At 72.0% G+C, this 17,363-nt stretch carries 18 protein-coding genes; 8 read left to right on the top strand and 10 right to left on the bottom strand.

What is annotated here, in order from left to right; genetic code table 11:
- Both RB146_05720 and RB146_05715 read left to right on the top strand, forming a co-directional pair.
- On the top strand, positions 1 to 597 hold a 597-nt coding region (locus RB146_05720), incomplete at its 5' end, for a hypothetical protein (protein MDQ7828478.1).
- 22 nt (positions 598 to 619) lie between these two features.
- On the top strand, positions 620 to 949 hold the full coding sequence (locus RB146_05715; protein MDQ7828477.1) for a hypothetical protein: 330 nt from the start codon (positions 620 to 622) through the stop codon (positions 947 to 949).
- 22 nt (positions 950 to 971) lie between these two features.
- Here RB146_05715 and RB146_05710 read toward each other — a convergent pair whose 3' ends face one another.
- A complete protein-coding gene (locus RB146_05710; GenBank protein MDQ7828476.1) occupies positions 972 to 2,708 on the bottom strand; it encodes a GAF domain-containing sensor histidine kinase in 1,737 nt (578 codons plus the stop codon).
- Between the two features lie 88 nt (positions 2,709 to 2,796).
- Between RB146_05710 and RB146_05705 the strand changes: the two genes are divergently transcribed.
- Positions 2,797 to 4,092, top strand: coding sequence for a hypothetical protein (locus RB146_05705; GenBank protein MDQ7828475.1), 1,296 nt, complete (start codon positions 2,797 to 2,799; stop codon positions 4,090 to 4,092).
- A 97-nt stretch (positions 4,093 to 4,189) separates the two neighbouring features.
- On the opposite strand, the gene RB146_05700 is transcribed toward RB146_05705, so the two are convergent.
- From RB146_05700 to RB146_05660, 9 genes are all read right to left on the bottom strand, one after another.
- Entirely contained in the window at positions 4,190 to 5,167 is a 978-nt protein-coding gene (locus RB146_05700) for a sialidase family protein (protein ID MDQ7828474.1), read from the bottom strand.
- An 84-nt stretch (positions 5,168 to 5,251) separates the two neighbouring features.
- Positions 5,252 to 6,073, bottom strand: coding sequence for a carbohydrate ABC transporter permease (locus RB146_05695; protein MDQ7828473.1), 822 nt, complete (start codon positions 6,071 to 6,073; stop codon positions 5,252 to 5,254).
- Positions 6,070 to 7,044 carry a sugar ABC transporter permease gene (locus tag RB146_05690; protein MDQ7828472.1) on the bottom strand — a complete coding sequence of 325 codons (975 nt, stop codon included), beginning with the start codon at positions 7,042 to 7,044 and terminating at the stop codon, positions 6,070 to 6,072. The genes RB146_05695 and RB146_05690 overlap by 4 nt, the downstream gene beginning before the upstream one ends.
- 53 nt (positions 7,045 to 7,097) lie before the next feature.
- Positions 7,098 to 8,417 (bottom strand): extracellular solute-binding protein, encoded by a 1,320-nt coding sequence (locus RB146_05685; protein ID MDQ7828471.1) that lies wholly within the window; start codon positions 8,415 to 8,417, stop codon positions 7,098 to 7,100.
- A 303-nt stretch (positions 8,418 to 8,720) separates the two neighbouring features.
- Positions 8,721 to 9,680: a 6-phosphofructokinase gene (gene pfkA, locus RB146_05680; GenBank protein ID MDQ7828470.1), complete on the bottom strand. Its 960-nt coding sequence runs from the start codon at positions 9,678 to 9,680 to the stop codon at positions 8,721 to 8,723.
- Between the two features lie 7 nt (positions 9,681 to 9,687).
- Complete coding sequence (locus RB146_05675) at positions 9,688 to 10,788, bottom strand: tagatose 1,6-diphosphate aldolase (protein MDQ7828469.1); 1,101 nt, start codon at positions 10,786 to 10,788, stop codon at positions 9,688 to 9,690.
- Positions 10,785 to 11,186 (bottom strand): CBS domain-containing protein, encoded by a 402-nt coding sequence (locus RB146_05670; GenBank protein ID MDQ7828468.1) that lies wholly within the window; start codon positions 11,184 to 11,186, stop codon positions 10,785 to 10,787. The genes RB146_05675 and RB146_05670 overlap by 4 nt, the downstream gene beginning before the upstream one ends.
- Positions 11,187 to 11,269: 83 nt before the next feature.
- Positions 11,270 to 12,412: a multicopper oxidase domain-containing protein gene (locus RB146_05665; protein MDQ7828467.1), complete on the bottom strand. Its 1,143-nt coding sequence runs from the start codon at positions 12,410 to 12,412 to the stop codon at positions 11,270 to 11,272.
- A gap of 11 nt (positions 12,413 to 12,423) precedes the next feature.
- The gene (locus tag RB146_05660; GenBank protein MDQ7828466.1) at positions 12,424 to 13,071 is read right to left on the bottom strand and encodes a CBS domain-containing protein; all 648 of its coding nucleotides are present in this window, start codon (positions 13,069 to 13,071) and stop codon (positions 12,424 to 12,426) included.
- 245 nt (positions 13,072 to 13,316) lie between these two features.
- On the opposite strand from RB146_05660, the gene RB146_05655 reads away from it, so the two are divergent.
- From RB146_05655 to RB146_05635, 5 genes are all read left to right on the top strand, one after another.
- A complete protein-coding gene (locus RB146_05655) occupies positions 13,317 to 13,772 on the top strand; it encodes a CBS domain-containing protein (GenBank protein ID MDQ7828465.1) in 456 nt (151 codons plus the stop codon).
- A gap of 74 nt (positions 13,773 to 13,846) precedes the next feature.
- Positions 13,847 to 14,890 (top strand): 2-oxoacid:acceptor oxidoreductase family protein, encoded by a 1,044-nt coding sequence (locus RB146_05650; GenBank protein MDQ7828464.1) that lies wholly within the window; start codon positions 13,847 to 13,849, stop codon positions 14,888 to 14,890.
- On the top strand, positions 14,880 to 15,176 hold the full coding sequence (locus RB146_05645; protein MDQ7828463.1) for a 4Fe-4S dicluster-binding protein: 297 nt from the start codon (positions 14,880 to 14,882) through the stop codon (positions 15,174 to 15,176). Before RB146_05650 ends, RB146_05645 begins: the two co-directional genes overlap by 11 nt.
- Positions 15,173 to 16,360 (top strand): pyruvate ferredoxin oxidoreductase, encoded by a 1,188-nt coding sequence (gene porA, locus RB146_05640; protein MDQ7828462.1) that lies wholly within the window; start codon positions 15,173 to 15,175, stop codon positions 16,358 to 16,360. The genes RB146_05645 and porA overlap by 4 nt, the downstream gene beginning before the upstream one ends.
- Complete coding sequence (locus tag RB146_05635; GenBank protein MDQ7828461.1) at positions 16,360 to 17,274, top strand: thiamine pyrophosphate-dependent enzyme; 915 nt, start codon at positions 16,360 to 16,362, stop codon at positions 17,272 to 17,274. The genes porA and RB146_05635 overlap by 1 nt, the downstream gene beginning before the upstream one ends.
- Positions 17,275 to 17,363 lie beyond the last annotated feature (89 nt).

Raw genomic sequence — 17,363 nt, 5'->3', positions numbered from 1 at the left:
GACCCGGATCTTGGCTGGGGTCATCGCTGGTGCCTCAGTCGGGCAGGGTCTCCATCATCGGGACCATTATCGGCCGTTGCCGGCCGGATGGGGAAGCTGTTGCACGGTCTGGTCTTCGGGTCGCTGTTCCTTCTCGCCTTCGCCGGCGGCCTTGCCGGGCTGTACAGTCTCAGACCGGAATGGGTCACCGTGGAGGGCATGCGAGAGCGGGTCCGCCGTCTGCTGGCCGGGACGTGGCTGATGGCGCTCGTGGCCTGGGCGACCGTGATCAGCGGCACCTATATCGTGTACCCCTGGTACCGGGCCACACCGCCAGCGGGAGTGGACCTGTCGGCCTACCCGCGGGCCCTGCTTCTCTCCAGACCCGAGACCGCTCTCTGGCATCGATTCGGGATGGAGTGGAAGGAGCATATCGGCTGGTTTGCGCCGATCTTGGCCACCACGGTAGCGTATCTCGTCGCCTACTACCGGGAAGGGCTGGCGGCCTCCGGATCGCTGCGCCGCACGGTCCTGGGGCTGTTCGTCGTGGCGTTCGGCGCAGCGGCTGTCGCGGGCGTCTTCGGCGCTTTCATCAACAAAGTCGCGCCGATCCGATGAGGCCGGCGAGGGGAGGGAAGCGATGATGACGACCAACGCCCGGCCCAATGGAGCGGCCGCGGCGGCCATCCTGTCGGCGGCGATCGGGGTCTTCCTCCTTGGCTTGCTCACCACCCTGGCGGAGCTCCTGCCGGGCCTCAAGGGGGGCCTGACGCTGTGGGCGCTGGCCGGACCCCTCTCAGGCAAGACGGCGGTCTCGGTGGGGATCTGGCTCGTCGCGTGGGTGGCGCTTCACCGCGCACTCCGGGCGTCCGACGTCAACCTGGCCCGTTACACGCGCTGGGCCTGGGTGCTCATCGTGCTGGGCCTGGTGCTGACGTTTCCGCCCATGTTCGAAGCGTTCGCCAGGTAGAGCCTGGAGTTGCGCCTGCGCCTCACTGCCTGCGGCCCGGCTCCGGGGCACTGTCCGGGGGCAGCACGACCTCGATGGTCGTTCCCTGTCCCGGAGCGCTGCGGACGTGCATCTGCCCGCCCAGCAGTTCCGCCCGCTCCCGCATGCCCAGCAGGCCCAGCCCGCCGCCCGGCCGGGCGGGGGGACGGCCAACCTCAAACCCGCGCCCGTCGTCGCTGACCGTAAGGCGGACCGCGTCCTGGCCGACGTGCAGGGCCACCGAGACGCGGGTGGCCGCGGCGTGCTTGAGGACGTTGTTGAGCGCCTCCTGGAGGATCCGAAAGAGGGCGGTCTCCGCCGGCGGCGGCAACCGCCGGTCCACCCCCTGGAGGTCCAGGGTCACCGCCAGGCCCGAGGGTTCCACGACTTCCCGCACGTACCAGCGCACGGCCGCGCCCAATCCCAGGTCGTCCAGGACGGTGGGGCGCAGGTCGTAGATCAGCCGGCGCAGCTCCCCCAGCGTCTGCTCGGCGATGCCCTTCAGCCGGCGCAGGCGGGTGGCGTCGGGTTCGGCTGCCTCTCGTCCCGCCATCTCCAGGTTGAGGATCAGCGCCGTGAGGGCCTGTCCCGCCTCGTCGTGCAGCTCCCTGGCGATCCGGCGCCGCTCCTCCTCCTGGGCCGTCAGCAGGCGCTCGATCAGCTCGCCGCGGGCGGCCTCCTTGGCCCGCACCTCCGCCAGCAGGCGGGTGCGCTCGGCCGCCAGGGCCATCTCGTGTCCGGTGGCCGCCAGGAGGTCCAGTTCCCGCCCGGAGAAGTTGCGCCCCGGAGAGAGCAGGAGGTTCATCACGCCGATGACCCGTTCGGCCGTGTGGAGCGGGATGCTGGCATGCCGCGGCTGCAGCCAGCCCACCCGTTCGAGCCGCAGGCAGGCCACCAGGTTCACCGGACGCCGCAACTGCCCCTCGCGGAGCATCTGCAGGCACCGGCAGTCCCCGCGCATGGCCGTGGCACCGTCGGCCATCAGCGGTTCGGGCAGCCGGTGGGACGCCGCCAGCGCAAACTCTCCCTCGTCTTCCTGGAGGAAGATCCATCCCCCCCGCAGGCCCATCAGCTCGACCACGCGGCTCAGGGAAGCGGTCAGCGCCTCGCGGAGGTCGGCGGAGCGGTTGAGGGTCTCCGCCACGGCGGTGATGGTGGCCAGGTCGCGGGCGCGGGCCCAGGCCCGCATCAGGACGCCCAGGCCCAGCATGATGGCCGCCAGACCCGAGACCACCGCGCCCACCCCCACGCCCACAGGGTGGGGCCGCAGGAGCGGGTAGCTGAGGGAAACCAGGCCTTCGAGGACCATCCCTCCGGCCACGAGGCGCGAAGAGCGCTCGTCGAGCCCGCCGACGAAGCGGGCATACCGGACCGCCGCCGTGAAGAACCACAATCCGGCCACGACGGAGGGAGGTAGCGCCGCCAGCCAGACCGAGGAGGGAAGCAGCAGGGCGGCGGCGACGACGGCCACGACGCCGAGCAGCGGGGTGAGCGGCCAGGGCACGGGACCGAAGCTGCGGGCCATGGCACCGGCGGCGAAGAGGAAGAGGAGGTGGCGGACCAGGCTCGCTGCCGGCCAGGCGAAGGCGAGCCCTTCGGCGACGACATGGCCGGTGAAGAGGGTGAAGGCGATGGCCCACCAGCGGACCTCCTGCTCCCGGCTCTCGAGGTAGCGGAAGACGAGGAAGGCCGTGGCGGCGAGCAGCAGGCCGAAACCGAGCGCCAGCAGGGGGATCAACACCGGAGGAATCGTTCGGGCCCGCGCGGTCGCTTCCCTGGGGCCCGCCGGGCGCGCTGTCGGCCTGCTATCGTGTGGGGGTGATCACCGCATGCGCCTGACGTCCGCTGCGGTCCCCGCGCTCTCCGCCCGGTGGCGCGCCCTGCCCGGCATGACCCCGGGAGTTGCCTTCATGGTCGTGGGGGTGGCCGTGTTCCCGGTGGCCGCCCTCGGCCTGGCCCTGGTCGCCCACCGTCTGGCCGCAGGCGCGTATCGCAGCTATCCCGTCCTGGCCGTCAACCACCTCTTCACCCTGGGGTGGGGCACCTTCGTGGCGCTCGGGGCCCTCCACCAGCTCTTCCCGGCCATGGTGGGCCTCACCCGTCGCCGGGATCCGGTGGCGGGTGTCCAGATGGCGCTGGCCGTGGCGGGACTCCTGGTCCTGCTGGCCGGCTTCCTGACCCGCCGGCCGCCGTTCATCGCCCTGGGCGGGAGCGCGGTCTGGACCGCGGCGCTCCTCGCCTTGTGGGTGGTCGGCACCCAGGCGCGCGGGCGCCGGCGATGGCCGCCGTCGGCCACCGGCGTGGTGCTGGCCGTCCTCTCCCTGGTGATGGCGACCTCCTGGGGGGTGCTCATGGGCCTCAACTGGACATGGCCGTTCTGGCCGCGCCTGCTGCGATGGGCCGGACTGGGGGTGCACGCGGCGTTGGGCCTGGGGGGCTGGTTCGGCCAGCTCGTGGTCAGCGTCTCCTACTACCTGCTGCCGCGCTTCACGGGAGCCGCCACACCCTCACCGCGGCGCGTCGCTCTCGTCCTCACCCTGCTGAACGGGGGCGTCCTCCTGTTGGTGGGGGCAGCGCTCACGGCGAGCGCACGCCTGGCCCGTCTGGCCGCCGCCGTCCTGGCCATCGCGGCGCTGCTCTACGCCCGAGACGTGCACCGGATGCTCCAGCGCACGCGCCGGGAGGCCCCGGACCTGACGACTCACCACTGGTGGGTCATCTGGGGACAGACGCTGCTGCTGGCGGCGCTGGCGGTGGCCTTCGCTGCGGGGGTGCTCTCCGGACCGCGGGCGGGCGTGGCGGCGGTGGTCCTGATCCTGGCGGGGTGGATCACCATGGCCATCACGGGGCAGCTCTACAAGGTGACGCCGTTCCTCATGTGGTACTACCGCTTCGCCCGCGGCCTGAGCCCGTGGGAGGTGCCCCGTCTGCCGGCTCCCTACTACCCGAGGACAGGCGTGGTGGCGTTCGCCCTGATGGCGGCAGGGAGCACGGCTCTGGGCCTGGCGGTGGCGGCCGGGCTCCCCGCCGCGGCCACGGGCGCGAGCCTGCTGCTGGCCGCGGGAGCCGTCACCTTTGCCGGTCTGATGATGTCGTGGCTTCGGGTCGTGGTGGGCAGCCGGTGAGTCCCGCGGCCGGCCGCTCAGTCGGCCACCCTGACGGCGAAGCGCCCGGTGAGGGTCTTCGACCGGTCGTGCCGGTGACGGGTGCGCAGCGGCGTACTCAGGTTTCCAGGACCACGTGCCGGATCTCCCGTCGCAGCGCCGTGTACGCGACGTGCACCCGACCGGCGCCGTCGACCACGACCGCCGGGTACGAGTACTCCCCCGGGCCCTCCTCCAGCACCAGCAGCGGCGTCCACGTGGCCCCGCCGTCGGCACTCTCCGCCAGGCAGAGGGGGTGGCGCAATTCCCATTGCATCGGATCCCGTCCGCGGTCGGTGTGGTTGTACACGAGCCACAGGCGGGCATCGGGCAGGCGCGCCATGTCGATGCTGGCGTTGGGGTTGGGCAGTTCGATGGGGTGGGGCGCAGACCAGGTGTGGCCGCCATCAGCGCTCTCCGTCGCCCAGATGCGGCCGGTCCTGGTGCGCGTGAGCATCAGCAGCCGGCCCGGCCTCCCGAGAGCCAGCGTGCCCTGGATCATAGCCACGCCGGTACCGGCGCCGATGGCCAGGTCGTCGAACACCCAGGCGGTGCCATGCCGCGCGACGTCGAGGCGCGCAAGCCCTACCTGCCAGCGCACCTCGTCGTACACCGGCAAGAGCAGCGTGGTCCCAAGGCGGAGGGGCTTGTTCTTGGTCAGGACACCCGCACGGTCGAGCAGCAGCACCTCGTCCGACCAGGTCTGCCCGCAGTCGAAGGAGACGCGCGCGCACGGCTTGCCCCCGGTGCACCACGCGCCCCAGACGCGGAAGTAGGCCAGCCAGAGCACACCGGGTGCCCCGGCGAACAGCACCGGGTTGCCACACGGGTGCCCGTCGGCCGGTGCGACCAGCGCGGGCGGCGACCATGCGGAGGCCCCGGCCCCCAGCCGCGCCACGTAGATGCCGGAGTCGGGCAGCCCTTCGGCCGTACCGCCGAACCAGGCGCCCAGCAGGCTGCCATCGGGTGCGGGCAGCAGCGTGGCGCCGTGGCAGAACGCCGTGGGGAGCGGATTGGTCATCGGCTGACGCCCCACGACCCGTGGCACTCTGGTCATGGTCTGCCGCACCTCCGTCCGCAGGGGCGGGGCTCCACCGGCCTGACGGGCCCTTCCGGCGGGGGCATCGCCACCTGGGTCGCCCTACCGGTGTGCGGTCATCGTGATGCCACGGATGATGGCCTGCTGGAAGGCCAGGAATAGCATCAGGGCTGGCAGCGCCGCCAGGGCCGCGCCGGCCATGAGGATGCCGTAGTCGATGTCGTACGCCCCCTGCAGGGCCCGCAGGCCGATGGGCAGCGTGAACATCTGGGGGGACGACAGGGCGATCATCGACCAGAAGAACTCGTTCCAGGCAAAGGTGAACATGTAGATCACCAGGGCCGCCAGCGCCGGCTTCGCCAGGGGCACGATGATGCTGAGCAGGATCCGGACGTTGCCGGCGCCGTCCACCCGTGCGGCGTCGTCCAGCTCGGTGGGAATGTTGAGAAAGAACTGGCGCAGCAGGAAGATGCCGAGGGGCATGCCGACCATGGGCAGGAAGACGGCCGGGTAAGTGTTCAGCAGGTGCAGGCGGTTCATGAGAAAGTAGAGCGGGATGACGTTCACTTCCAGCGGGAGGAGCATCGAGGAGAGGAAGATCAGGAAGAGGACGTCGCGTCCCCGCCACCGCAGCCGCGAGAAGGCGAACGCCGCCGGCACCGAGACCAGGGTCGAGAGGACCGTGGTGGCCGTGGCCACCACCAGGCTGTTGACCATCCAGCGGGCGAAGGGCCACCGGGTCAGCACCACGTGGACGTGGTGCAGCGTGGGCTCTCGCGGGATCCACCGGGGCGGCAGGGCGAAGAGCTCAGGAGTCGGCTTCAGGCCCGTGGCGAACATCCAGGCGATGGGACTCAGCCACAGGACCAGCAGCCCCGCCATCACCACCAGCACTGCTCCGGCCAGCCGGTGCCCCGCCCTCACAGCGCTGTCCCGAACCCCAGCCAGCGGAAGGCGACCAGGGTGAGCCCCAGGATGATGACGAACAGCACCACGCCCACCGCCGCAGCCTGCCCCATCTCGAGGTACTCGAACCCGAAGCGGTAGAGGTACAGCGCCAGCACCTCCGAGGCGCGCCCAGGCCCTCCGGCGGTCATGATGAGCACCTGCCCGAAGACGATGAACCCCGAGATCGTGGTGAGCACCAGCGCGAAAAGCACCGCCGGCTTCAGCAGGGGCAGCATGATCGCCACGAAGATGCGCGCGCCGGAAGCGCCGTCGATACGTGCGGCTTCGTAGAGCTCCTCCGGGATATCCTCCAGCGCGGCCCGGAACAGGACCATGCGGTAGCCCGCCAGCCACCACGTGGTGGCCAGGGCGATGGCCGGCAGGGCCCACCGCGGTTCGTTGAGGAAGGCCGGCGAGCCAACGCCCCACCCCCGCAGCACCAGCAGGACGATGCCGAAGTCGGGATCCAGCAGCCACCGCCAGACCAGCCCGACCACCGAGACGGTCAACAGGTAGGGGAAGAAGAACCCGGCTTCCATCCAGCGTGCCGCCAGCGTCCCGCGGTAGGTGAAGAGGAACAGGGCCAGCAGCAGACCGGCGCCCACGATGAGGGGGATGGCCAGAGCTGCGAACTCGAGGGTGTTGCCCAGCGCGTTCCAGAAGCGGGGATCCCTGGCCAGCGCCAGGTAGTTGCGCGCCCCGGTAAACCGGGCGTCTCCCAGCGGGTCCCACCGGTACAGGCTGATGACCACGCCGTAGAGCACCGGCCCCAGGCGGAAGAGGATCCAGAACGCGGCGAACGGCAGCAGGAAGATGACGATCTCGCCGACCTGCAGCCACTGCCTGCGCCGGGTTCGCCGGCGCGCAGGCCCCGCCTCCACCGGCGCCGCCACCGCCCGCGAAGCCGGGGCGGGCAGGCCGACCGTTCGAACCTCCGCCTGGGGCACGGGAGGGGCGCCCGGGGGGCCGGGGCCCCTCCGCCACCGCTGCGGCATCTCCGCTATCCCGCCAGCACGCGGTTGACCTCCGCCTCGGCGCGGGCGAGCGCCTCGCGCGGGGCCAACCGGAGGTTGTACGCCTCCTGGATGTACGGTTCGATGGCCGCGTGCACCTGCGGCGCCTTCTCATGGGTCAGCGGGTAGTGCACGTAGCCGCGGTTCGCCATGTCGGCGAACTTGTTGAGCGCCAGCCGCCACGAGTCGGACTCCAGCAGCGCCCGCGAGCGCTGCGCGGGCAGGTACGCCGGAATGTGCCCGCCGTAGATGCCCCACTCGTCCGAGTGCTCGTTGATCCACTTGATTGTCCGGATGGCCGCCACCAGCACCTCGTTGGTCACGCGGTCGGGCCGCTGGCGCGGGATCACCAGGTTGTGGCTGTCGCCCCAGGTCACGGCCCGCTCGAAGAACTTCGGCACGTAGTGGAACCCGAAGTTCACCCCGCTGTCCTTCGCCGTGGGCAGGTACCAGTTGCCGGCCAGCAGCATGCCCAGTTGCCCCGCAGCGAACTGCTTGAACCCGTCGGTCCCCGGCTGGTTCCAGCCGCGGCGGATCATGGTCACCAGGTAGTCCAGGGCGCGCAGGCCGCGGTCGTCGTTGAACGCCGCGCGCCTCCCGTCGGGCGTCAGCAGCTCGCCGCCCTGCCCCCAGAACAGGATCTCCCAGGCGCGGCGAACCTTCCGGGGCAGCGCGTCTTCGGCCGGGTGGAAGGCGAAGCGGCCGGTACGCGTACGCAGCGCCTCGCAGGCCCGCTCGAACTCTTCACGGGTCTCGGGCGCACGATCCGGGTCCAGGCCCGCCTGCCGGAACAGGTCCTTGTTGTACCACAGCCCCCACATGTGCGAGTCGAGCGGGACCAGGTAGCGCCTGCCCTGGTAGACGCCGGCCTCCCATACCTTCCTGGTGTACTGTGACGCCCGGATGTCGGCGACCTCGAGCAGGTTGCCCGCCCGCGACTCCTCCAGCGGCGTCAGCGCCCGGTAGACGTCCATCACCCGGCTGGAGTGGCAGATGCCGATCTGCGGCGCGTTGCCCGCCCCCACGGCGGCGAACAGCTGCGCATAGTACTCGGCCCACTGCCCCTGCAGCAAGTTCAGCTTTACCGTCCGGCTCTCGGCGTTGAACCGCCGGACGATGCGCTCCATGGCCGCGGCGTCGCCGCTGTGGAAGAGCGTGTAGTAGTCCAGGGTGATGACGCGCTCCTGGGCCGCCACCCACGGCAGGCGCCACAGCCCTGTCGACGCCGCCAGCGTCGTCGCCGCCGCCGTCTTGAGCAAAGCGCGCCGGCTCACCATCCCATGATGGCCCGCATCGTCTCCCCTCATCTCCCCCTCACCTCCACTGCTCGCGCTCCTGCGCGGTCTCGTCGTCTCCGGCTGCCCCCGCGCGCACGTCGACCCTTCGTGCGGGCGTCCCGGCCCCTGCGCGGACGGCGGCCCGCAGCGCCGGCAAGCGGCGCCTCACCTCCCGGCCACCGAATGTGATAACGTTCTCACCATCCGGTTCGCACGATTCGCGATACCATCGCCTGCTTCCTGCCCGAGGCTCAGGCGGGCGGGTACCAGCCCGTCGGCTCAGATCCTGCGCCTGCGGATCCCACGGGGTCAGCCTACCTGGAACGCCAGCAGCTAGACCGAGAAGATCCCTTCCAGTCGGAACAGGTCCAGGTTGAGGGCGCGGCGCTCAGCCACCGTGCGATCCAGCGGGATCGGGACGAGGTCCCTGCCCTGCAGGCCGATGAGCACGCCCGTCTGTCCGCCCAGGAGGGCCTCGGCGGCCGCAGCCGCCAGACGGCTGGCCAGGATTCGGTCGAAAGCCGTGGGGGCCCCGCCGCGCTGGATGTAGCCGAGGACCGTGGCCCGCACCTCCAGGCCCGTCAGGTCGGCCAGGTAGGCTGCCACGTCCACGCCCCGTCCGGCCCCCTCGGCCACCACGATGATGGTGTGCGCCTTGCGCAGTCGCCTCCGCTCCCTCACCCGGCCGGCCACGTCGGACAGGGGAATGGGGGCCTCCGGGATGAGCACGATGTCCGCTCCCGTGGCCAGCGCCGCGTTCAGGGCCAGCCACCCGCAGTCGCGGCCCATGGTCTCCACGACGAAGGTGCGCTCGTGGGCGGACGCCGTGTCGCGAATGCGGTCGATGGCCTGCACAATGGTGTTGAGAGCCGAGTCGGCTCCGATGGTCTGGTCGGTGCCCGGGACGTCGTTGTCGATGGTCGACGGGATCCCCACCACGGGGACGCCCAGCTGGGAGAGGCGGAAGGCCCCGGCCTGACTGCCGTTCCCGCCCACCACGAGGAGGCCGTCGACGCCCGCCCGCTCCAGGGCGGCCAGAGCCTGCCCCTGGCCCTCCGCGGTCTTGAAGGGCTCGCAGCGGGCCGTGCGCAAGATGGTCCCCCCTGCTTCGATGATGCCGCCCACCGCAGTGGAATCGAGCGGCAGGAACTCGCCCTGCATGAGGCCCAGGTAGCCGCGGCGGACACCCAGGATCTCCACGCCCCGCGCCGCGGCCAGCCGGACCGCCGCCCGAATCGCCGCATTCATGCCGGGCGCGTCCCCGCCGCTGGTGAGGATGGCGATGCGCTTCACGGGGCTCCTACGGGGTGCCGCCGTACTTCCGGTGCCAGCCCTCGCCGGCCTCCCGGACCTGGAGGCGCGCCCCCGGACCGCCCACGACCTCGAACCACGGGCGGGCCCCCACCGCCGCCGCGCCGGCCCGGAGGAGGTTGCGGGTCCCCGCGGTCCGCAGCCACGCTTCCATGGCCGTCAGGTCGGGGTAGCGGGCCAGCGCCGGCTGCCAGATGGCGCGTCCGCACAGGAACCCGCTGGCTCCCGCCTCCACCGCCAGCTCCAGGCCCACCAGGAACTCGTCGATCCCCACACCTCCGCTCAGGAGGACCCACGGCGGCCTGGCGGCCTCGGAGACGGCCCGGCAGGCGGCACGCACCTCGGTCAACGTGTACACCGCCGGCCGCTCCCGGCCGTCGAAGACGCCGTGGTGGAACGGCGGGCAGTACCGGAGGTCGGCGGGAAACTCCAGTTTCAGCACGTCGACCCGGTACCGCTCCTGCGAGAACTCCTCGGCGGCGGCCGCCGTGTACCGGGGGCGGTCCCGGGCGAACTCCGGCGTGTCCGCCGCCGGAGCTCCCAGCGGGTAGGTCACCACCTCCAGCAAGAACGGGAGGTCTGCCCGGGCGCACGCTTCCCCCACCGCCTGGGCCAGGCCCTGCTGGTGCGCCCGCGTCGCCGCCGAGGCCTCCGGGTTGTAGTGGAGCAGCAGCTTGGCGGCGTTGGCCCCCGACCGCTTGACCTGGTCCACCGACCAGCCCTCCACGAGGCGGGCGCGCCGCTCGCGCCCACCCTCGCCGGCGGGCTCGTAGCCGGTCTCCTCCAGCGCGGTGAGGAGGCCCACGTCCCGGGGGACCAGCGGGACGGCGTGCGGGAAGCCGTAGACGGGGTCGACCAGGACCGCCGTGGCGTGGGGCGCCAGGATCTCGGTCAGGAGGGTCTTGACGCGGGCCAGCTCCTCGTAGGAGACCTGGCCCGGGGACCGGCCCGTGGCCCGGGCCAGCGCTGCCCGGAGGGAGTCGCGCTGGTCCACGGCGAGCATGCGGAACCGGCCGTCCCGGTCGGCCAGGCGGACCAGGTTGAGGAGCTTGCCAGGGCTCAGGGCGACCGTGGCGGCGCCCGGTGTCACGCCCGTCCCGACGGCGTGGTCTCCGCGGTGGGCCTGCGGCGCCTCCGGGGCTCCTCGTGCAGGTTGATGAAGGTCTGGGCGATGTCGGTGGCCGTGAGGATCCCCACCACGCGGTCCCCACGGAGCACCGGCAGGCGGCGCACGCGCTCGCGCAGCATGAGGGCTGCGGCCTCCGCCAGCGGCGTCTCCTCGGAGACGGTCGGCACGTCCCGGCGCATGACGTCCCCGACCGTCACGTCCTCCCCCGCCCGCTCGGCCAGGTCGGTGAAGCTCACCATCCCCAGCAGCCGGCCCTCAGCGTCGACCACGGGGGCGCCGTGGATCTGCGCGCGCACAAACAACTGGAGCGCTTCGTCCAGGGGAGTCTCGGGCCGTACGGTCTTCACCTCTCGGGTCATAACGGTTCGTGTCTCCATGGGACCTCCTCTCAGCGTCGGGGCGTCGCTGCGTGACGAACCAGTGGGTATGCCGGCATACCGGGCTACGGTTGCACCACGAAGAGGCCCACCATGCCCGCGTCCGCGTGGTTGACCACGTGACAGTGGAAGAGCCACAGACCCGGATAGCGGAACCGGACCAGCAGCGTGTCCATGGCGCCACCCACCAGGGGCAGCACCTGCCCCGGCCACGGCCGGCCGTTCAGCACGCCCAGGGAGACCAGGGGGATCTCGTGGATGTGCAGGCTGTGGTCCAGGTTCCCGATGTTCACCACGTGCAGCTTCATGGACTCGCCGACCTTCATCGTGTAGAAGGGCACGGTCTTGCCCAGCTGGTTCACGACACCCTGGAGGCCTTGCTCCTTGAAGAGCTCCTCCAGGGCGCGTTCCCCACCCGGAATTCCCAGGCCGTTCATGACATACGGGGGGACCTTGGTCCCCTGGCGCAGGCGCGTGGACTCCGCCATGAACAACACTTCTTCGCGCCCGGCGGGCGCCCTGGAGTCCTCGACGATGATCATACCGTAGAGGCCCTGCAGGATGTGCTGGTTGATGGGAAACTCCCTGTCCGCTGCATGGCAGTGATAGTAGACGGCCTCGGCCCGTTCGGGCCGGAACTGGTAGACATACTCCTTGCCCGGCGGGATCATGGCCCCCCGGCCTCTGCCGCTGATGACGTTGGCCTGCGACCCGTCGTTCTCCAACGGGTAGTGACTCAGGTGGGTGTGGAAACTGTGGGTCCGGTTGTGCCGGTTGATTACCCGGACCCTCAGGATCTCACCGACCTTCGCCCGCAGCGTCGGGCCGGGCACCGTGCCGCTGTAGGTCCACACGGTCCAGGTATTGCCGCCGCCGAAGTCGATGGTCTTCTCGACGATCTCCAGCGTGTACTCACGCACCGCCTTCCCGCCTTCCCTGTACACCCTTGCCTTCGGTCCTGGCGGGGCGGAGGGGACCTGGGCGGCGATTTTGGCCGCGGCCTGAGCCGCCAGCGGGCCGCCCATCAGCAAATCCATGAGGTGCACGCCCCGATGATGGGCGTGGGTGATGTCCTCGGCGGCCGGCGCCGACGCGCGAGTCGCCGCAGGTGGCCATGTCAGCCGCGGCCCCCGGGCCGGACCGGCCAGCACCAGGGCGGCGATGGCAGCGGCGATGAAGAACAGGATGGCCATCGTCTTGCGCTGCATGGTGTCCTCCCTTACGGCGCCAGGGCCCGCTCGTCCAGGGCGTAGGCAAGGCCCCGGACGTCGACGTCCACCACGCCGTCGATGCGCCGGACGTAGGACTCGATGAGCGAGACGTCTCCCCGCCGGTCCACCCGGCCGGCGATGGTGACCACCCCGTCCCGCACCGCGATGTCCAGAGCGTCAACGTCGATCCAGAGGTCCCGCACGATGGTCTCGCGCACCAGGGCGGCCAGCTCCTCGTCGGTCCGGGCCAGGGCGCGCAGGATGTCGTTGCGGCTGACGATTCCCACCACCTTCCCCTCCCGCACGATGGGGATGCGGTTGATGCGATGTCGGATCATGAGGGCGGCGAGCTGGCGGACGGGGGTGTCTTCCTCCGCGGTGATCACGGGCCGCGTCATGACCTCGGCGGCGGTACGCCCGCGGTACCGCCGCATCTGCTCCTGCACCTCGCGGGTGAGGCCCTCCAGCAGGCCCCACACTCCGGGGAGGTGCACCGGTCCCGCCTCCTTGGGCAGCAGGTCCGCCTCGGTGACCATCCCCAGGAGGGTTCCGTCCGCACCCACCACCGGAGCGCCGCTGATCCGGCTCCCCACCAGGGTTCGCGCCACCTCGGCCAGCGAAGCCTCCGGTCGCACGGTGATGACCGGTGTGGTCATCACGTCCTTTGCCCGCAGCACCTGCATGGTTGTTCCCCTCTCGGCACTTCGGCCCGTCTCCCCTCCAGCGTGGACAGGCCCCGCTCCCGAGACCATCCGGTGTCGGCCCGATTGCCCTCGGGCGCGAGGCCGATTCCGGGCCCGTGGGAATCCACCCCCGGCCCGATGGTGGGGCGGCCCCCGCCACGGCACAGTGGAGGCTGGGAGGCCGGGTGGGGTTGCCGGCCCCGAGAGAGGGGGAAGCCATGGACGCCCGCGCGATCATGACCACCGACGTGGTGACCCTGGAACCCGACATGTCCGTGAGCGAGGCTGGGGAGCTGCTGGTCCGCTACCGGATCCACGGTGCTCCCGTCGTGGGCCGGGACGGCCAGCTGCTCGGCATGGTGAGCCTGGTGGACCTGGTGGGTCGGGCGGGGGAGACCGTGGCCGACGTGATGACCCCCGACCCGGTCACGGCGGCGGAGGACACCCCCGTGGAGGAGCTGGCGGGGATGATGCTCGAGCACATGGTGCGCCGCATCCCCATCGTCGCCGGCGGACGCGTCGTCGGCATCGTCAGCGCCAGCGACATCGTGCAGCTCTTCCTCGACCTCCACGAACGGCCGAAGCTCGCCGTTCCCAGCCCTGTGACGGTGAGCCGGGAGCGGGCGAGATCCCGCGGCCGGCACCGCGCGGACGCCCGCAGCCGCCGCTCCTAGCGCTGATGGGTCTCGTGGCACCGCCGCCCGGGCCGCCAGGGACCGCCGGGTCTCCGTATGCGGCCTGCCTGGGGGTGCTGGCGCGCGTCGGGCCGGGCGGAGCGGCGCAGGCGGTGCCTGGAAGTGAGGACCTGGCGCGGGAGATCGCGACCCGGTACTCCCACATCCGCTCGCTGCCGGACCTGTCCGCCCGGCTGGCCGCCGTCCGCGACCTGTTCTTCGGGGGGGAGGCGGCCTCGGTCGAGTCCGCGCCCGACGGCCATCGGCTCTGGCTCAGCGTCTGCCCGCTGGACGGGAGAGCGCTGGAGCCCCTCGATGCCTGCGGGCTGGCCCGGGCGGTCCTGGAGGCCCTCACCGGCGCCGAGGTGGAGCAGGAGGAGTGGATCAGCCGTGGAGATCCCCGGTGCACCTTCGTGCTGCGGCCGCGGGCCCCGGGGGCGGACGAGGAGGTCCGGGCGGGTGCGGGGACGTCCGCCGCGGTGCGTGGCCCGGGGCTGGTGAGTGTGGACGAGGCGGGGGTGCCCATGGCGCCGGTCACCCGGCCTCTGACCATCCGCTGGCACGGCCGGGGAGGCTACGGGGCGAAGACGGCGGCCACGCTCCTGGCCGAGGCCGTCATCGATGCCGGAGGGTTTGGCCAGGCGGCACCGGAGTTCGGCCCCGAGCGCCGCGGCGCGCCCGTCCAGGCGTTCACCCGGTTGAGCCCGTGGCCGATCGGCCAGCGCGGACCGGTGGAGCGACCCGACGCGATCGTGATCCTTGACCCACGCCTCGTCCGGTCTCCCACCGTGTGGGAGGGCGTCACGCCGGCCACGTGGGTGATCATCAACGCCCCCGAGCCGCCGGCCCTCCCCGGGGTCCGCGCCGACCGGGTGGTGGCCCTCGACGCCTCCCGCCTCGCCCGCGCCGCCCTGGGGCGCGACATCCCCAACGTCCCGATGCTGGCCGCCGTCGTCGCGCTCTTCACCTGGTTCGACCCGACCGCGTTCCTGCGCTGGCTGCGCGACCGGTTGGCTGCTGAGTTCCCGGCGGAGACCGTCGAGGCGAATCTGCGCGCCGCGCAGGCCGCCATGGACGAGGTGAGGCATGTCCGGAGCGCTCTCGCCGATGCCAGCTGAGCCGGCCGCGTTGCCCTGGCGGGACCTGGACGCCGGCCCCGTCCTGCCCGGGGAGACCAGCCGGCGCTTCCTCACGGGGGACTGGCGCGAGCGCCGTCCCCGCTTGGACCTGGACCGCTGCGTGCACTGCCTCCTGTGCTGGCTCTACTGCCCCGACACCTCGGTCCTGGTCGCGGGCGGGCGGGTCGTGGGCATCGACCTCGACTACTGCAAGGGGTGCGGGGTCTGCGCGGCGGTGTGCCCCCCCTCGGCGGCGGCCATCACCATGGTCGAGGAGGAGCGATGAGCACGGTGGTGGCTAGGCGGCAAGGCCTCACCGGCAACGACGCCGTGGCGCTGGCCTGGCGCCAGATCAACCCCGACGTGGTGGCGGCCTACCCCATCACGCCGTCGACCCAGGTGGTGGAGCGCTTCGCCCGCTACCTCGCCGACGGCGAGGCCACGACCGAATTCGTGCCGACCGAGTCGGAGCACTCGGCCATCTCCGCCTGCGTGGGCGCCAGCGCCGCCGGTGCTCGCGTCATGACCGCCACCTCCTCCCAGGGGCTGGCGCTGATGCACGAGGTCCTCTACATCGCCAGCGGCCTGCGGCTGCCCATCGTGATGGCCGTGGCCACCCGGGCCCTCTCAGCCCCGCTCAACATCCACGGCGACCACTCCGACGTGATGGGCTCCCGGGACGCCGGGTGGGTCCAGCTCTACGCCGGCACCGTCCAGGAGGCCTACGACCTCTCCATCCTGGCCGTGCGGGTGGCGGAGCGCGCCCGGGTGCCGGTGATGGTTTGTCTCGACGGGTTCACCCTCAGTCACAGCCTCGAACCGGTCCTGGTCTACGCCGATGACGCGGTCCGGGCCTTCGTGGGGGAGGCGCGCACCAGCGGCTACCGCCTGCTGGACGGGGAGGGCGCCGGGCCCCTCACGGTGGGCCCCCTGGCCCTGCCGGACGCCTACATGGACTTCCGCCGCGCCCTGGCCAACGCCATGGGCCGGGCCCTGGAGGTCATCGCGGGCGAGACGGCCGCCTTCAATGCCCACTTCGGCCGTGACCTGCCGGTCCACCTGGAGGCCAGCGGGCTGGAGGAGGCCGACGGCGCCCTGCTCCTGTTGGGGAGTACCGCCGACGTGGTGCGCGAGGCCCTGGCGGGCCGCTCCAGTGCCTCCGGCAGGATCGGGGTCGTGCGGCTGCTGACCTTCCGGCCGTTCCCCGCCGAGGCCGTGCGGCAGGCGCTCTCCCACGTCGCGCGCGTCGTCGTGATGGACCGGGCGGACTCGCTCAGTACCCTGGGCGGACCCCTGGGCATCGAGGTGCGGGCGGCCCTGTACGGTCAGGCCTTTCCCCCCGCGGTCACCGACGTGATCTACGGTCTGGGCGGCCGGGAGCTGCGCGCCCGGGACCTGGAGCGCCTCCGGGCGCTCTTCCAGGAGGAGCCGGTTCCGGGCCCCGTCTACCTGGGCGTGGAGGACGGCTGATGTCGCTCAACCTGCGGGAGCTCTCCAAACGGTCGCAGGGCCTCGCCCCGGGCCACCGCGCCTGTGCCGGGTGCGGCATCCCCGTGCTCGTCCGGTTGTTGCTGGCCGTGGCACCGGATCCGCCCGTCGTGGTGAACGCCACGGGGTGTCTCGAGGTCGTCTCGACCATCTACCCGTACTCGGCCTGGCCTGTCCCCTGGCTGCACAACGCGTTCGAGAACGCCGCGGCCACCGCCTCGGGCGTGGAGGCGGCGGCCAGGGCGCTGTTCGCGCGCGGGCGGATCCGCCGGGTCCCGAAGGTCGTGGCCATCGGCGGCGACGGCGGCACCTACGACATCGGGTTGCAGAGCCTGAGCGGGGCCATCGAGCGCGGCCACGACTTCCTCTACATCTGCTACAACAACGAGGGGTACATGAACACGGGCATCCAGCGGTCCAGCGCAACACCGCCGGGTGCCCGCACCACCACCACCCCGGTGGGCGCGCACGGTCGGGGGAAGCTGGAGCCCCGCAAGGACCTGACGGAGATCGTGGTGGCCCACGGCGTCCGCTACGCCGCGCAGGCCAGCATCAGCCACTGGGGCGACCTGGCGAAGAAGCTGCAGAAGGCCCTGGCCACGCCGGGCCCCACGTTCCTGAACGTGCTGACGCCGTGCCAGCCGGGCTGGGACTACCCGCCCGAGGACCTCGTGGAGATCGCCCGGCTGGCCGTCGAGACGCGCTACTGGCCGCTCTACGAAGTGGCGGACGGCCGCTACCGCCTCACCTTCACGCCCCGACCGCCGCTGCCGGTCCGGGCCTGGCTGGAGCGCCAGGGCCGCTTCCGGCACCTCCTGGACGACCCCGAAGCGGTCGAGCGCTTCCAGGCCTGGGTGGACGCCAACTGGGACCGGCTGACGGCGAGGTTGAAGTAGCGGGCAGAGCAGGCGCAGGCCCGACCAGACGGGGACCGCGCCGGGCAGGCCCGGCAGGTGTGCACCCCCCCCGCCACCGCCGCGACGGC

The sequence above is a fragment of the Armatimonadota bacterium genome (assembly GCA_031081585.1).
Classification (GTDB): domain Bacteria; phylum Sysuimicrobiota; class Sysuimicrobiia; order Sysuimicrobiales; family Humicultoraceae; genus Geohabitans; species Geohabitans tengchongensis.
The sequence above is the reverse complement of the archived record's forward strand: the minus strand, read 5'-3'. Positions and strand labels throughout refer to the sequence as shown.

Excerpts from the sequence above, each read along its gene's own strand:
- RB146_05660 (MDQ7828466.1), bottom strand. The coding sequence starts at position 13,071 with ATGACCACACCGGTCATCACCGTGCGACCGGAGGCTTCGCTGGCCGAG.
- RB146_05645 (MDQ7828463.1), top strand. The coding sequence starts at position 14,880 with ATGCCAGCTGAGCCGGCCGCGTTGCCCTGGCGGGACCTGGACGCCGGC.
- RB146_05700 (MDQ7828474.1), bottom strand. The coding sequence starts at position 5,167 with ATGACCAGAGTGCCACGGGTCGTGGGGCGTCAGCCGATGACCAATCCG.
- RB146_05705 (MDQ7828475.1), top strand. The coding sequence starts at position 2,797 with ATGCGCCTGACGTCCGCTGCGGTCCCCGCGCTCTCCGCCCGGTGGCGC.
- RB146_05635 (MDQ7828461.1), top strand. The coding sequence starts at position 16,360 with ATGTCGCTCAACCTGCGGGAGCTCTCCAAACGGTCGCAGGGCCTCGCC.
- porA (MDQ7828462.1), top strand. The coding sequence starts at position 15,173 with ATGAGCACGGTGGTGGCTAGGCGGCAAGGCCTCACCGGCAACGACGCC.
- RB146_05670 (MDQ7828468.1), bottom strand. The coding sequence starts at position 11,186 with ATGACCCGAGAGGTGAAGACCGTACGGCCCGAGACTCCCCTGGACGAA.
- RB146_05715 (MDQ7828477.1), top strand. The coding sequence starts at position 620 with ATGATGACGACCAACGCCCGGCCCAATGGAGCGGCCGCGGCGGCCATC.
- RB146_05665 (MDQ7828467.1), bottom strand. The coding sequence starts at position 12,412 with ATGCAGCGCAAGACGATGGCCATCCTGTTCTTCATCGCCGCTGCCATC.
- RB146_05655 (MDQ7828465.1), top strand. The coding sequence starts at position 13,317 with ATGGACGCCCGCGCGATCATGACCACCGACGTGGTGACCCTGGAACCC.
- RB146_05685 (MDQ7828471.1), bottom strand. The coding sequence starts at position 8,417 with ATGAGGGGAGACGATGCGGGCCATCATGGGATGGTGAGCCGGCGCGCT.